Below are 14,685 nucleotides of genomic sequence, written 5' to 3'. Positions count from 1 at the left end.
TCCAGCATCCGGTCCGCTGATCGGCGCACCGAAGTGTCCGCCTAGGTGGGCCGGCGCAGCACCGTCATGCTGCGGTCCACCAGGGTCAGCCGGTCACCGGCCTTCACCTTCGCGCCCGTGCCCGCCGGCACGCCCTCCGGGCGGCCCGTGTCCACGATCACCTCCCACTGGCGGCCGTGATTGACCGGCACGACGAATTCCAGCGTCTCCGAGGAGGCGTTGAACATCATCAGGAAGGAGTCGTCGGCGATCCGCTCCCCGCGCGGGCCGGGCTCCGAGATGGCGTTGCCGTTCAGGAACACCGACAGCGCGGACGCCTGCGCCGAGTCCCAGTCCCGCTGCGCCATCTCCTTGCCCTCCGGGGTGAACCAGGCGATGTCCGACAGCTCGTCGTGGGTGCCCTCCACGGGCCGCCCGTGGAAGAACCGCCGACGCCGGAACACGGGATGCTCCTTGCGCAGCCACACCAACGCGCGCGTGAAGGCCAGCAGCTCCGACGAATCGCCGTCGCCCTCCGGCCACTTCACCCAGGCCAGCTCACTGTCCTGGCAGTACGCGTTGTTGTTGCCCTTCTGGGTGCGCGCGAACTCATCCCCGTGGCTGACCATCGGCACACCCTGGGACAGCATCAGCGTGGCGATGAAGTTGCGCTTCTGCCGCTCGCGCAGCTCCAGGACGGCCGGGTCGTCGGTGTCGCCCTCGGCCCCGCAGTTCCAGGACCGGTTGTGGCTCTCGCCGTCCCGGTTGTCCTCGCCGTTGGCCTGGTTGTACTTGTCGTTGTACGACACCAGGTCGTTCAGGGTGAACCCGTCGTGGCAGGTCACGAAGTTGATGGACGCCAGGGGACGACGGCCGTCGTCCTGGTAGAGGTCGGACGAGCCGGTCAGCCGGGACGCGAACTCCGCGAGCGCGCGCCCCTCGCCCCGCCACAGGTCCCGCACGGTGTCGCGGTACTTGCCGTTCCACTCCGTCCACAAGGGTGGGAAATTGCCCACCTGGTAGCCGCCCTCGCCGACGTCCCAGGGCTCGGCGATCAGCTTCACCTGGGAGACCACCGGGTCCTGCTGCACGAGGTCGAAGAACGACGACAGCCGGTCCACCTCGTGGAACTGCCGTGCCAGGGTGGCCGCGAGGTCGAAGCGGAAGCCGTCGACGTGCATCTCGGTGACCCAGTAGCGCAGCGAGTCCATGATCAGCTGGAGCACGTGCGGGGACCGCATGAGCAGCGAATTGCCCGTCCCCGTGGTGTCCATGTAGTAGCGGGGGTCCTCCGTCAGCCGGTAGTAGGAGGGGTTGTCGAGGCCCTTGAAGGACAACGTCGGCCCCAGGTGGTTGCCCTCGGCGGTGTGGTTGTAGACGACGTCCAGGATGACCTCGATACCGGCCTCGTGCAGCGCTCGCACCGCCGACTTGAACTCCAGGACCTGCTGGCCGCGGTCGCCCCAGGAGGCGTACGCGTTGTGCGGGGCGAAGAAACCGATCGTGTTGTAGCCCCAGTAGTTGTTCAGCCCCATGTCGACCAGCCGGTGGTCGTTCACGAACTGGTGCACCGGCATCAGCTCCAGGGCGGTCACCCCCAGCTCCACCAGGTGCTCGATGACCGCCGGATGCGCGAGCGCCGCGTACGTGCCGCGCAACTCCTCGGGCAGCCCCGGGTGTTGCATCGTCAGGCCCTTCACATGGGCCTCGTAGAGCACGGTTTCGTGGTATCCGTGCCGGGGCAGCCGGTCGTCGCCCCAGTCGAAGTACGGGTTGACCACGACCGACGTCATGGTGTGCGGCGCCGAGTCCAGGTCGTTGCGCTTGTCGGGCGCGTCGAAGTGGTAGCCGTACACCTCCTCGCCCCAGGCGATCGATCCGCTGACCGCCTTCGCGTACGGGTCGAGCAGCAGCTTCGCGGAGTTGCACCGCTGGCCGCGCTCGGGGGCGTACGGGCCGTGCGCGCGGAAGCCGTAGCGCTGTCCGGGCATGATGCCGGGCACGTACGCGTGCCGCACGAAAGCGTCGCTCTCGCGCAGTTCCACCGCCGTCTCCGAGCCGTCGTCGTGCAGCAGACACAGCTCAACTCGGTCCGCGGCCTCCGTGAAGACCGCGAAGTTGGTGCCGGCGCCGTCGTACGTGGCACCGAGTGGATACGCCTCTCCAGGCCAGACCTGCATGGTCACGACTCTTTCAGCCGGGCCCCGCCACCGGGGCGCCTTGGCCATGAGTCTCCCCGAAAGTGAGGGAACCACCTATGACTTACGTCCCTCTTACCAAACGACCAGTGGATACGACGTATGCCGTATCCCGAACCGAGTGGGACAGACACCGCTCCCGATGGTCCGGGGAGGACCCAGGGGGAGTAGGGGGAAATGTGCGAAGGACAGTGCACCGCCACCTGGGCAAAGTGGTGGCGGGTACGGCCATAGCGGTGGCCGGGACCGCCGTGATGGTCGCCGTCACCCTGCCGGGCACGGCGGGGGCCGACGAGTCGGGCGGCACCGGAAAGGCCGCCGGGTCCGCCCAGCAACAGGCGGCGGACGGACAGGGCGCGGCACCCGGTGTCGTGCAACAGGCCCCGGCCGAGGGGGAGAAGGGCAGGGGCCGCGACCCGCTCACCGACGACGAGACCAAGCGCGTCGAGCAGATCGCGGTGAACCAGCAGTTCCTCAACTCCAGCGAGAACGTGGACGGGAAGCGCGGGCCGCAGCGCCTCGACGTGGAACTCGCCGCCCCCGAGACCAGCGAGCTGGACAACGCGAACGCGCCGCGCCGCGCGGACGTGACGTTCTACGACTACAAGGACGACACGGTCGTCACCAAGACCGTCAACCTCGACACCGGCAAGGTCGAACAGACCGGCACGCAGCACGGAGTGCAGCCGCCGGCGAGCCACGCCGAGAACGTCGAGGCGGCCGAGCTGCTGCTCGCCAGCCCGCTGGGCGCGGGCCTGAAGGCCGACTACAAGGACGCCACCGGCAACGAACTCACCTCGCCCGACCAGCTGTTGCTGATGGCCATGGTCTACAAGGCCACCCCGGGACGGCAGTCCGCCGACCTCGACCAGTGCGGCGAGCACCGCTGCGTGCGGCTGTTCCCCAAGGTGAAGAACGGGCCGTGGATCGACGCCCGTGACTTCGTCGTCGACCTGAGCGCCCGCAAGGTCGGCAAGCTCACCGGCTGAACCGACCGCGCCCACCGTGCGGTTGCCCGTCCACTGTCCCAACTTGCTTCTCCTGTAAGGGAGTCACTTCTTCATGCGCGTCAACAGAATCAGCCGTGCCCGCAGGCGGGGGGCCGCCGGGCTCGCCCTCGCCACCCTGGCCGCCGGTGCCACGGCAGGCGCGGGACCGGCCGCCGCTCAGCCGAAGGCCGCGCCGGCCGCCGCCGCACCTGGCTGCAGCGCCGCCTACACCATCGAGCAGAAGCTCTCCACCGGCACCACCTGGCGGATGTGCTGGCACTACGAGCGCGAGGCCGGCCTCGTCCTGGAGAACATCTCCTACCAGCCGCCCGGCCAGGCCACGCCCATCAAGGTGCTCGCCGACGCGAAGCTCGCCCAGATCCACGTCCCGTACGACGACGGCAAGAACGAGTACAGCGACCTCACCCAGTACGGCTTCGGCACGGGCCTGATGAACATGGCGCCCGGCGAGTGCCCCGGCGGCACCATCAAGACCGTCAAGGTCCCGGACGCCATCGATCCGGCCCACCCGAACGTCAAGGGCCTCTGCACGACGACCCGTTCGCGCGGTCACGCCTTCCGCATGCAGGGCGACAGCGCCAACAAGGTCTTCCAGACCCAGGGCAAGGACTTCCTCGTCTACACGGTCAACCAGGTCGGCTGGTACGAGTACATCACCGAGTGGCGCTTCCAGGACGACGGCACCATCAACATGAACGTCGGTGCCACCGGCAGCCTTTCGCCCTACGACTACGACGCGGGCGACGGCCGCGGCTGGCCGCTCGGCAAGGGCGCCACCGCATACGCGACGAGCCACCAGCACGACGTCTTCTGGAAGTTGGACTTCGCCCTCGACGGCTCCTCCAAGGGACGCGTCGAGCAGTACGACTCCAAGGTCACCCCGCACGGCGCCAACACCCCCACCAACAAGACCACGTTGACCAAGGTCACCAAGGAACTCGCGGGCGACGCCAAGAACATGCGCTGGTGGCGCGTCGTCAGCGCGACCGGCAAGAACAAGGACAACCACGCCCGGTCCTACGAGATAGTCCCCGGCCCCTCCACCAAGTACCCGGGCCGCAGTTTCACCACGCACGACGTGTACTTCACCGAGTACAACAAGTGCGAGCAGTTCGCCAGCGACAACCTGCCCAACTGCGGTGCGGGGCACCCGAAGCAGGTCGACAAGTGGGTCAACGGACAGACCCTCACCCACCCGGTGGTCTGGGTGAACGTCGGCTTCCACCACATCGCTCGTGACGAGGACCAGCAGCCGATGCCGGTCCACTGGCAGGGGTTCTCCATCGCCCCGCGCGACGTCACCGCTATGAATCCGCTCACTCCGGCCGCGCTCGCCAACCAGAACGGCAATGTGAACGGCGGAAGTTGAGAAACGACCCTGTCCATCCGGCTGCACCGCCGACCGGTCCCGGAGTACCCTTCCTTGATCGTTGAGACTGGGGAGAGCTCGGGGGAGCGGAAGGCGGTGCACGGGTGGGCTCGGGAGGGCTGGAGTTGCCCCCTGGTGACGAGGGTCACGAGGGGAACTCCGCAGAAGTCCCGCCCGGCGCGGTGTCCCTGGCACGTCCGATGGACGCGGCTGGTTCCATCGGTCCGGAGCTGGACTGGGACGCCGACGCCTGGCGCGAGGTGCGTACGCGCGCCCAGCGAGCCGGCCGCGCCTACATCTGGCTGAACCTGGTCGAGCAGCGGCTGCGCGCCGTCGTAGCGGCCGTCCTGCGCCCCATCTACGAACCCGTCCACGGCGACGAATGGGTCGTCGCCGCGGCCGGACCGGCCGGCCAGGAGTGGGTGCAGCGCGCGGTCGCCGTTCGCGAAGTCAGCCGCCGCAAGGGCTACTTGCTCGACCCGGCCGACGACAACGTGCTCAGTTTCCTGACGCTGCCGCAGCTGCGCGAGCTGATGGTGCAGCACTGGCCGTGCTTCGAGCCGTACTTCGACGCGCGCCGCGACGTCGAACTCGCCCTGGACGAACTGGAGGTGACCCGCAATGTCGTCTCCCGCAACCGCGCCCTGTCCGAGGCCGTCCTCAACCAGGCCGAGCGGGCCTCCGCGAAACTCCTGGAGACCCTCGGCGCCGGCAGCGACGTGCCCTCGGCGCGCAGGCTGCCCGTCGACGCGGTCGAGGAGCTGATCGGCGACCGGTTCGCGGACGTGGTCGCCGTGCACCCCGACCGGGTGCGGCTGATGCGGCAGTTCCCCGCCGAAGACATCTTCGGCGGAGCCCGCCGCGTCGACGCCATCGGCATCGGCCTCAACCTGCTCGTGCAGAACTTCTCCGGCCGACGCCTGGTCCGCCTCGCCGAGTCGGGCTGCCGGGTACGCCTGCTGTTCCTCAACCCGGCCTCCAGCGCGGTGAAGCGGCGCGAGCGTGAACTCGGCATCAAGCGGGGCGAGTTGAGCCGCGCCGTGGAGATGAACATCCTGCACATGCGGCGGGTGCGGTCCCGGCTGCGTGACCCGGCGGCCTTCGAGATCCAGGTCTTCGACGAGACGCCCCGCTTCACGGCGTACCTCGTCGACGGCGACGGCTCGGACGGCATAGCCGTCGTGCAGTCCTATCTGCGCCGCACCCGCGGCATGGAGGCGCCGGTGCTGGTGCTGCGGAACGGCAGCCGACTGGTCAAGTCGGACGAAATGGATGACAGCGCACTTTTCCCCACCTATCGCGATGAGTTCGAGCAGATGTGGGCGGATTCGCGACCGGTGTCCTGACCTGTCCCATGGCCCTCCGGCGGTAAGCGGAACGCGGTCATCGGATTGTCAGTGGCTCATGCGATCGTGGAGACCACTGGGGGAAAGCACCACCGAGAAGGGGGGCCGTCATGGCCTGGCACCAGGAGCTGCTCATCGGCTTCGACCTGGAGACGACGGGGACCGAGCCGCGCGAGGCGCGCATCGTCACCGGCGCGGTCATCGAGGTCAGGGGCGGACGGCCGATAGGCCGCCGGGAGTGGCTGGCCGATCCGGGCGTGGAGATCCCGGCGGACGCCGTCGCCGTGCACGGCATCACGAACGAACGGGCCACCGCCGAGGGCCGCCCCGCCGACCAGGTCGCCGAGTCGATCGCGGACGTCCTCGTGACGTACTGGAAGGCGGGCGTCCCCGTCGTCGCCTACAACGCGGCCTTCGACCTGACCCTGCTCTCCGCCGAGCTGCGCCGGTACGGACTGCCGTCCCTGCGCGACCGGTTGGGCGGCACCGACCCCGCCCCGGTCATCGACCCGTACACGATCGACCGCTCCGTCGACCGCTACCGCCGCGGCAAGCGCAACCTCGAAGCGGTCTGCCAGGAGTACGGCGTGGTCCTCGACGCCGCGCACAACGCCTCGGCCGACGCCCTCGCCGCCGCCCGCCTGGCCGGCGCGATAGCCGACCGCCACCCCAAGGTCGCAGCCCTCGGCCCGGCCGCACTCCACCGCAGCCAGATCGAGTGGTACGCGGAATGGGCCGCCGACTTCCAGAGCTTCCTACGCCGCAAGGGCGACCAGGACGCGGTGATCGACGGCACCTGGCCGCTGCGCGAGCTGGAGGACGAGACGGTCTGAACCCGGCGAGCTCCGAAAGCGCCCAGAGGGGCAGCGCCCGAAAGGGGCGCGGGGCTGTGTCGATTTGCGGCTCCGCCGCGTGGGCGCGACCAGCCACAACGGACCCGCAGCCGCCCGAATACCCAACGCACCCGGATCAATAGGCGCTCAGAACGGAAACCACCGCACCGTCTCGTCCCCGTCCCGCAAAGACGCCACCCGCCGCCGAAACTCAACCAGCGCCTCAGGATTGCTCGGCGCATGCTGAGCAACCCAGGCACAGCTAGCCGTCTCCCGGGCGCCGCGCAGCACCCCGCAGCCCGCCCACTCCCGCACATCCCACCCGTACGCCTCGATGAACGAGTCGTAGGCCCGGGCAGGAAAGGCATACCGGTCGCGGGAAAGGGCCATCACCACAAGGTCATGCTCGCGCAGATCCGCGGAGAAGGTCTCCAGATCGACCAGCACCGGCCCGTCCGGCCCGACATGCACATTGCGGGGAAGCGCGTCACCGTGAATCGGCCCCGGTGGCAGATGCGGCGTAAGCGCGGCGGCGGCCGCCGCGAAACCGTCCCGCCGCTCCCGCAGATACGCCGCGTCCGCCGGATCGATCGCGTCGCCCGCGAGACGCAGCCAGCGCTCCACACCGCCCAGCAGCTCGCGGGGCGGGAGGTCGAAGGGGGGAGAGGGGAGCGCGTGGACCACCCGTAGCAGTTCGGCCAAATCCCGGGGCTCGGCGGGGCGTACGGAATCGGCCAGCCGGTGCCACACCGTCACCGGGTGCCCCTCGACCAGGCGCGCCTTCGGCTCGGCGGCCCGCACCGCGGGGACGCCCGACTCGGCCAGCCACAGCGCGACATCAAGCTCGCGCCGGGCACGGTCGAGGAGTTCGGCGTCACGGCCCACCTTGACGACCAGGTCACCGGCGGCGAACACCGCGTTCTCGCCGAGGGCGAGGAGCCGCGCGTCCCGCGCCGGGCCGGGCAGTACGTCCGCCGCGTCCAGTACGTCCCGGGCCCGTGCCTCGTCCATCGTGCGCCTCCGAGTGATCCCTGTGCGTATGCGTACGGCGTCGGGTTCCCGCCATCCGACGGCCAGTGTCGCATTCGCACAGGTGGGACGGCGTGCGAGGTGCCTTGACGAGGCACGACGTGTTCACGACCATGACGGGGCCCGACCGGGCCGCGCAAAGGGGCTGATTCCATGACATCGGTGACGGAGGTGAGGAAACCGTCGAGTCGCGCGCCGAGCCGGGACCGAGAGCGACGCACTCCCGACCGCGCGGCCTGGTTCCTGGTGTTACCCGCGCTGATCCCGATCCTCGTGCTCAGCGTCGGACCCCTCCTCTACGGAATCCTGCTGGCCTTCACCGACTCCCAGTCGGGCCGGACCGCTCCCACCCAGTGGATCGGCGGGCTCAACTTCCGGGACCTGCTGCACGACACGCTGTTCTGGGAGTCGTTCCGGATCGGGCTGGTGTGGGCGGTCGGCGTGACCGTCCCGCAGTTCCTGCTCGCCCTCGGCCTCGCCCTCCTCCTCAACCAGGACCTGCGGATGCGCTGGCTCGCCCGGGCGCTCGCGATCGTCCCGTGGGCGATGCCCGAGGTCGTCGTCGGCATCATGTGGCGCATCGTCTACAACCCGGACGCGGGCATCCTCAACGAGACCCTGCGCGACCTCGGCCTCGGGGACGGCCGGGACTGGCTCAGCAGCCTGACGACCGCGCTGCCCGCCGTGATCGTCGTCGGCGTCTGGGCCGGCATGCCCCAGACGACGGTCGCCCTGCTCGCCGGGCTGCAGAACACCCCGCGCGAACTGCACGAGGCGGCGGCCGTCGACGGCGCCGGAGCCTGGCGCCGCTTCCGCACGGTCACTTGGCCCGCCCTCAGACCGGTGGCGTTGGCGATCACGGCGCTCAACCTCATCTGGAACTTCAACTCGTTCGCCCTGGTCTACGTCCTGACCAACGGCGGACCCGGCGGCCGCACCCGGCTGCCCATGCTCTTCGCCTACGAAGAGGCCTTCCGCTACGGGCAGTTCGGCTACGCGGCGGCGATGGGATGCGTGATGGTCGCGGTGATCTCGGTGCTCCTCGCCGTCTTCCTCGTAGGCCGGTTGAGAGGAGGAGACGACGCATGAGGACCACCAGAACTTCAGGGATGAGGACGAGCACCGGGGCCCGCGCCGGACAGTACGTCGCCCTGCTCGCGTACCTGGTCTTCCTCGCCTTCCCCCTCCTCTGGCTGATCTCCACCGCGTTCAAGTCCCCGCAGGAGCTGGGCAGTCTGCACCCCACCTGGATCCCGAGGCACCCCACCCTCGCCAACTTCCGCCAGGCCTTCGACGAACAGCCGCTGCCGCACGCCGCGTTGAACTCCCTGCTCGCGGCGCTCGGGGCCGCGCTGATCGCCGTGGTGATCGCGACGCCGATGGCCTGGGTCATGGCCAGGCGCCGGACACTGCTCGCGCGGGCGGCGACCGGGTGGGTGGTGGTCAGCCAGGCGTTCCCGTTCGTGCTGGTGATCATCCCGCTGTTCCTGGTGCTGAAGAACCTGCGGCTGATCGACTCCCTGGCCGGACTGGTACTGGTCTACGTGGTGTGGTCGCTGCCGTTCGCGCTGTGGATGCTCGTCGGGTATGTACGGGCGGTGCCACCGGAGTTGGAGGAGGCGGCGGCGGTCGACGGGGCCGGGAGGCTCCGCACACTCGTGTCGGTGACGGCACCGCTGCTCGCGCCCGGGATCGTGGCGACGGCGCTGTTCGCGTTCGTCACCGCGTGGAACGAGTTCTTCTTCGCGCTGGTTCTCCTCAAGACCCCGGAGAAACAGACCCTGCCGGTCGTCCTCACCCACTTCATCGGCGCGGAGGGCGTAGCGGACCTCGGCCCGCTGGCCGCCGCCGCGTTCCTCGCGACCCTGCCCTCGCTGATCGTCTTCTCACTGATCCAACGGCGACTCACCGGCGGCATGTTGACCGGGGCGGTGAAGAGCTGATGCGAACGCGCTGGATCCTCGCCCTCGCCCTGACCCTGCTCCTCGCCGGCTGCACGGGCAGCGGAAGCAACTCCGCGAACGGCCGGATCACCCTCCGCTTCCAGTCCCTGGCCTGGCAGGACGAGTCCGTCACCGCCAACAAGGAACTGGTGAAGGAGTGGAACGCCACCCACCCGGACGTCAAGGTCGAGTACGTGCAGGGCAGTTGGGACAGCGTCCACGACCAACTGCTCACCTCCTTCGAGGGCGGCGAGGCGCCGGACATCATCCACGACGCCTCCGACGACCTCGCGGACTTCGCCTACGGCGGCTACCTCGCCGACCTCCGGGACCTGTTGCCCGCCCGCCTCAAGTCCGATATCCCGCAGCGCAGTTGGGACACGACGACCTTCGGGGACGGTATCTACGGCGTGCCCTTCCTCCAGGAGCCACGGGTACTCATCGCCAACGCCACCTGGCTGAAGAAGGCGGCCGTACGCATCCCGACCCCCGAACACCCCTGGAGCTGGACCGAGTTCAGGGACATCACCCGACGGCTGAGCGGCGACGGCAAGTACGGCGTGGCCTGGCCGCTCAAGGAGCCGGTGTCCGCCACGCTCAACCTGTCGCTGTCGGCGGGCGGCGCACTCTTCCACCGGGGTAAGGACGGCAAGGTGACCGTCCGCTTCGACAAGGCCGACCAGGACGTCCCCCGCACCATCCACGACCAGGCGAACGTGGACCACAGCGCCTCACCCACCACCCTCGGCAGCGGCGGCTCGGACACGCTCCCCGGCTTCTTCGGCGGCAAGTACGCGATGATCCCGCTCGGCTTCTCCTACCGCCAGCAGATCGCGCAGCAGGCACCCAAGGGCTTCGACTGGCAGGTCCTGCCCGCCCCGGCCGGCGCCGATGGCCTCACCCAGGGCGTCAGCCCGCAGACCCTGTCCATCGCCGAGGACAGCCCGCACAGGAAGCAGGCCGCCGAGTTCATCGACTTCCTCCTCCAGCCCAAGAACATGGTCCGCCTGGCCCTCGGCGACTGGATGCTCCCCACCGGAACCCAGGCCCTCAAGTCCCCGGCCCTGCACACCCCCAAGGACGACTGGTCCACCGGCACCGCACTGGCCACCGACCTGGTCTCGGCCCCCGCCCAGTCCGTACGCGGCTACCCCGAGTGGAAGGACAAGGTGGCAACCCCGGCGTTCCAGGAGTACTACAGCGGAGCGATCACCCTCGCCGAACTGCGCCAACGCCTGGAGAGGGACGGCAACTTGGTCCTGGCGAGATACCAACGCTGATGAGGGTGATGCCCAGTTCTTAGGGGCGCGGGGAACTGCGCGACCAGCCCCCACCGCCCCGCACTCGCCGAACAACCGCACCACGCTCCCCGGATGGCGCTCCCACCACAAAAATCCCGTTGCCCCACCCCACCCAAACCCCCTAGCGTCCCCCACATGTCAGCCGCGAACGCGATCACGAACTCCGGTCTAGGCCGGAGCTGCACGTATGCGACCCGCATCCGCCGCAGCCCCGGTGCCCTGACCGGCCCGGGCACGCCCGCCCGCTGACTCTTCTCCCCTTTCTTCCGGTCGGGGCCTTCGTCTGCCCGTATGCCCTCACGGAAGACAAGGACCGCAGGCCATGGCCCGCCCCACCCACGTTTCCCGCGCGCTCTCGCAGAACTTCCTCGCCGACCGCGCCACCGCCGAACACGTAGCCCGCCTAGCCGTCCCGCACGGACACCACGTACCGCTCCTCCTCGAAGTGGGCGCAGGAAAAGGCGCGTTGACCGCGAAACTCGCACCCCACTGCGACGAACTCCACGCCCACGAGATCGACCCCCGCCTGGTACCGAAACTCCGCACCCGCTTCTCGACCACACCCCACGTACACGTGGTCGCCGGTGACTTCATGGACACCCGGCCCCCACGCACCCCGTTCGCCGTCGCCGGAAACGTGCCGTTCTCCCGCACCGCCGACATCGTCGACTGGTGTCTGCGCGCCCCCGCCCTCACCGACGCCACCCTGCTCACCCAACTCGAATACGCCCGCAAACGCACCGGGGACTACGGCAGTTGGACCCTCCTGACGGTCCGCACCTGGCCCCGGTACGAATGGCGACTGGTCGGCCGGGTGGACCGGCGCCGGTTCAGTCCCGTGCCGCGCGTCGACGCCGGGATCGTACGGATCGAGCGGCGCCGGACCCCGCTGCTCGAACCGGCTGAACTGCCCGCTTGGCGGCACTTGGTCGAGCTGGGTTTCTCGGGGGTCGGCGGCTCCCTGCACGCTTCCCTGCGCCGGGTCCACCCGAGACGTCGCGTGGACGCCGCGTTCCGTACGGCACGCCTGGATCAACGCGCCCTGGTGGGCGAGGTGTCCCCGGACCACTGGCTACGGCTGCACAAGGAACTGACGTCGTAGCAGAGGCCGTAGAAAAGGCGTCGTAGGACATGGGTGAGGGCCTGCTGGTTCCCCCGGGATACCAACAGGCCCTCGATCAGGGGGAGTTGCGCCAGCAGACTCACACCCGCAGGGGCTCGCCCTCGCCCGTCACCGCGGACGTGGGCGTGATCTCCTCCGGGGACTCGTCATGGGTCAGGTCGGGCAGGCGGTGGAGCCACTTCGGGAAGTACCAGTTGCGCTCGCCGAGCAGCGCCATCACCGCGGGGAGCAGCACGCCCCGGATGACCGTGGCGTCGATGAGGACCGCGGCGGCGAGGCCGACGCCCATCTGCTTCATGGACTGCATGGACAGGGTGCCGAAGATCGCGAAGACGGCGACCATGATGACGGCGGCGCTGGTGACGACGCCGGCCGTGGTGACCACCCCGTGCCGGATCGCGTCCTGTGTCGAACGGCCGCGCAGCCGTGCCTCGCGGATACGGGAGACGACGAACACGTGGTAGTCCATCGACAGGCCGAACAGGATGACGAAGAGGAACAGCGGCAGCCAGGTGACGATCGCGCCGACGCCCTCCGCGCCCACCAGTGAGGCGCCCCAGCCGTGTTGGAAGACGGCGACGAGGATGCCGTAAGCGGCGGCCACGGAAAGGAGGTTGAGGACGATCGAGGTGATCGCGACCGTCAGTGAGCGGAACGAGAGCAGCATCAGCAGGAAGGCGAAGACCACGACGAACGCGAAGACCGGGACGACCGACCCGATCAACTGGTCGTTGAAGTCCTTTGAACCGGCGACCTGTCCGGTGATCGGCGCTTGGACCCCGTCGACCTTGCCGAGGGTGGCGGGCCGTACCTCGTCGCGCAGTTTCTCCAGGCTCTTCGAGGCCTTGTCCTGGTCGGAGCCGCCGACGAGCGGGACGTAGACGAAGGCGACGTTCTGCGCGTCGTGCAGCTTGATGTCGACCGGGCCGCGCGAGGCACCCGAACTGACCGCCCGCGCCTTGAAGTCGGCCAACGCCTGCTTCACATCGGGTGCGTTGATGTCCTTCGCCTTGACGATCACCTCGGCCGGATCGGAGCCGCCAGGGAAAGCGTCGTTGACGCGGTTGTAAGTCCCCACGATCGGGAGGGAGTTGCCGAACTCCTGGTCCAGAGTGAGGTTCTCGGTCTTCATGCCGACCGCGGGAGCGGCGATCGCGAGCAGCGCGCCGGCCGCGACGAGGACGGAGACGAGGGGCTTGGCGAGGACGCCCTTGAGGACGGCGGTCCAGAAGCGGCTCTCGCCGTTGCCGCGGCGGCCGCGCCGGCGTAGGAACGGGATGCGGCCCTTCTCGACCCGCTCGCCCAACAGCGAGAGCAGCGCGGGCAGTACGGTCACCGAGCCGACCATGGCGACCGCGACGACCATCAGCGAGGCCAGGCCCATCGCCTCGAACTCGGCGAGCCCGGTGAACAGCATGCCCGCCATCGCCACGCACACCGTGACACCGGAGACGATGATGGCGCGGCCACTGGTCGCGGCGGCGATCCGCAGCGCGGCCCCGGCGTCGCGGCCGGCCTCGCGCTCCTCGCGTTCGCGGCGCAGATAGAACAGGCAGTAGTCGACGCCGACGGCCAACCCCACCAGCAGCATCACGGAGTTGGCGGTGTCGCTCATCGGCTGGACGTGGCTGACGAGGCCCATCAGGCCCATCGTCGCCACGATCGCGGTCATGGCCAGAGCCACCGGCAGCAGCGCCGCCACCAGCGCGCCGAAGGCGATCAGCAGGATGCCGAAGGCGACGGGTACGGCGGAGTACTCGGCCTTCTTGAAGTCGTTGCCGAAGGCGTCCTTGTACTGCTTCGCCATGCTCGCGCTGCCGATCTCCTCGATCCGCAGCGAGCCGTGGTCCTTCTGCACCCCGGCGACGGCCTTCAGCACCGGCTCCACCCGGTCGCCGGCGGTGTCCGCGTCGCCGCGCATGTCGAACTGGACGAGCGCGCTCCGGCCGTCCTTCGAGATCGTCTTCGTGTCGTACGGCGAGGTCACGTCCGTGACCCGGCCGGTTCCCTCGACGGCCTTGACGACGGCGGTGACCGTGGAGCGGAACTCGCTGTCGGTGGACGTGACCGACGCGTCCTTCGACTGGATCAGGATCGTCTCGCTCGCCGGTTCCTTGATCCCGGCGTCGTCGATGATCGTGGCGGCGGTGTGCGTCTCGCCCTTCAGCTGGTCGCTCTCGTCGACGTCGACGCGGCCCGCCGCCGAACCGATCCCCATCGCCAGCACCACGAACAGCACCCAGATGCCGACCGCGGCCCACCGGTGCCGGGCGCTCCAGCCGCCGGCTCGGGCGGCGAGCCCCCGTACCCGCGAATCTCCGTTCCCCATGACGGGCTTGCCCCCTTGTGCACGGTGACAGCCCCCTGCCGCCACCTCATGGTTCGAAGGTATGCGCGGAATAAGAACGTCCCCTCGTGCTGACCGGTGAGGTATCGGACGACCGGCTCCTCCGCACGGACAGCGAGCCCTCAGCACTGGGGAGGACGGCGGCCCCTTACATCTATCGGAGCGGCTCGGGGGTGATGATCAGGGTGTCCGATGCGTCGGCCGGGG

Annotated in this window: 11 protein-coding genes; 8 read left to right on the top strand and 3 right to left on the bottom strand. The window is 69.3% G+C overall.

Annotated elements, in window-relative coordinates; all coding sequences use genetic code 11:
* Positions 1-41 precede the first annotated feature (41 nt).
* Positions 42-2,159, bottom strand: coding sequence for a glycogen debranching protein GlgX (gene glgX, locus ACGFY9_RS14695; RefSeq protein ID WP_393754092.1), 2,118 nt, complete (start codon positions 2,157-2,159; stop codon positions 42-44).
* A 197-nt stretch (positions 2,160-2,356) separates the two neighbouring features.
* Here glgX and ACGFY9_RS14690 point away from each other — a divergent pair, with 197 nt between their 5' ends.
* The 4 genes from ACGFY9_RS14690 (at position 2,357) to ACGFY9_RS14675 (ending at position 6,735) form a co-directional block, all read left to right on the top strand.
* The gene (locus ACGFY9_RS14690; protein ID WP_393754091.1) at positions 2,357-3,166 is read left to right on the top strand and encodes a Tat pathway signal sequence domain protein; all 810 of its coding nucleotides are present in this window, start codon (positions 2,357-2,359) and stop codon (positions 3,164-3,166) included.
* 73 nt (positions 3,167-3,239) lie between these two features.
* The gene (locus ACGFY9_RS14685; protein WP_393754090.1) at positions 3,240-4,556 is read left to right on the top strand and encodes a copper amine oxidase; all 1,317 of its coding nucleotides are present in this window, start codon (positions 3,240-3,242) and stop codon (positions 4,554-4,556) included.
* 104 nt (positions 4,557-4,660) lie between these two features.
* Positions 4,661-5,902: an SAV2148 family HEPN domain-containing protein gene (locus tag ACGFY9_RS14680; protein ID WP_393754089.1), complete on the top strand. Its 1,242-nt coding sequence runs from the start codon at positions 4,661-4,663 to the stop codon at positions 5,900-5,902.
* A 110-nt stretch (positions 5,903-6,012) separates the two neighbouring features.
* Positions 6,013-6,735, top strand: coding sequence for a 3'-5' exonuclease (locus tag ACGFY9_RS14675; RefSeq protein ID WP_393754088.1), 723 nt, complete (start codon positions 6,013-6,015; stop codon positions 6,733-6,735).
* 147 nt (positions 6,736-6,882) lie between these two features.
* Here ACGFY9_RS14675 and ACGFY9_RS14670 read toward each other — a convergent pair whose 3' ends face one another.
* On the bottom strand, positions 6,883-7,746 hold the full coding sequence (locus ACGFY9_RS14670) for a phosphotransferase enzyme family protein (protein WP_393754087.1): 864 nt from the start codon (positions 7,744-7,746) through the stop codon (positions 6,883-6,885).
* A gap of 171 nt (positions 7,747-7,917) precedes the next feature.
* On the opposite strand from ACGFY9_RS14670, the gene ACGFY9_RS14665 reads away from it, so the two are divergent.
* From ACGFY9_RS14665 to erm, 4 genes are all read left to right on the top strand, one after another.
* The gene (locus ACGFY9_RS14665) at positions 7,918-8,853 is read left to right on the top strand and encodes a carbohydrate ABC transporter permease (RefSeq protein WP_393754086.1); all 936 of its coding nucleotides are present in this window, start codon (positions 7,918-7,920) and stop codon (positions 8,851-8,853) included.
* A gap of 20 nt (positions 8,854-8,873) precedes the next feature.
* Positions 8,874-9,707 (top strand): carbohydrate ABC transporter permease, encoded by an 834-nt coding sequence (locus ACGFY9_RS14660; RefSeq protein WP_393754491.1) that lies wholly within the window; start codon positions 8,874-8,876, stop codon positions 9,705-9,707.
* A complete protein-coding gene (locus tag ACGFY9_RS14655) occupies positions 9,707-10,987 on the top strand; it encodes an ABC transporter substrate-binding protein (protein ID WP_393754085.1) in 1,281 nt (426 codons plus the stop codon). The genes ACGFY9_RS14660 and ACGFY9_RS14655 overlap by 1 nt, the downstream gene beginning before the upstream one ends.
* A 343-nt stretch (positions 10,988-11,330) precedes the next feature.
* On the top strand, positions 11,331-12,110 hold the full coding sequence (gene erm / locus ACGFY9_RS14650; RefSeq protein WP_393754084.1) for an ErmE/ErmH/ErmO/ErmR family 23S rRNA (adenine(2058)-N(6))-methyltransferase: 780 nt from the start codon (positions 11,331-11,333) through the stop codon (positions 12,108-12,110).
* A 100-nt stretch (positions 12,111-12,210) separates the two neighbouring features.
* On the opposite strand, the gene ACGFY9_RS14645 is transcribed toward erm, so the two are convergent.
* A complete protein-coding gene (locus ACGFY9_RS14645; RefSeq protein ID WP_393754083.1) occupies positions 12,211-14,460 on the bottom strand; it encodes an MMPL family transporter in 2,250 nt (749 codons plus the stop codon).
* Positions 14,461-14,685 lie beyond the last annotated feature (225 nt).

It is taken from the genome of Streptomyces sp. NPDC048504 (genome assembly GCF_043200035.1).
Taxonomy (GTDB): Bacteria; Actinomycetota; Actinomycetes; order Streptomycetales; family Streptomycetaceae; genus Streptomyces.
Note: the sequence above shows the minus strand (reverse complement) of the source record. Positions and strands in the feature narration are given on the sequence as shown.

What these genes read in the sequence shown, in the direction of transcription:
- glgX (WP_393754092.1), bottom strand. Translation starts at nt 2,159, where the DNA reads ATGCAGGTCTGGCCTGGAGAGGCGTATCCACTCGGTGCCACGTACGAC.
- ACGFY9_RS14685 (WP_393754090.1), top strand. Translation starts at nt 3,240, where the DNA reads ATGCGCGTCAACAGAATCAGCCGTGCCCGCAGGCGGGGGGCCGCCGGG.
- ACGFY9_RS14675 (WP_393754088.1), top strand. Translation starts at nt 6,013, where the DNA reads ATGGCCTGGCACCAGGAGCTGCTCATCGGCTTCGACCTGGAGACGACG.
- ACGFY9_RS14670 (WP_393754087.1), bottom strand. Translation starts at nt 7,746, where the DNA reads ATGGACGAGGCACGGGCCCGGGACGTACTGGACGCGGCGGACGTACTG.
- ACGFY9_RS14665 (WP_393754086.1), top strand. Translation starts at nt 7,918, where the DNA reads ATGACATCGGTGACGGAGGTGAGGAAACCGTCGAGTCGCGCGCCGAGC.
- ACGFY9_RS14660 (WP_393754491.1), top strand. Translation starts at nt 8,874, where the DNA reads ATGAGGACGAGCACCGGGGCCCGCGCCGGACAGTACGTCGCCCTGCTC.
- ACGFY9_RS14655 (WP_393754085.1), top strand. Translation starts at nt 9,707, where the DNA reads ATGCGAACGCGCTGGATCCTCGCCCTCGCCCTGACCCTGCTCCTCGCC.
- erm (WP_393754084.1), top strand. Translation starts at nt 11,331, where the DNA reads ATGGCCCGCCCCACCCACGTTTCCCGCGCGCTCTCGCAGAACTTCCTC.
- ACGFY9_RS14645 (WP_393754083.1), bottom strand. Translation starts at nt 14,460, where the DNA reads ATGGGGAACGGAGATTCGCGGGTACGGGGGCTCGCCGCCCGAGCCGGC.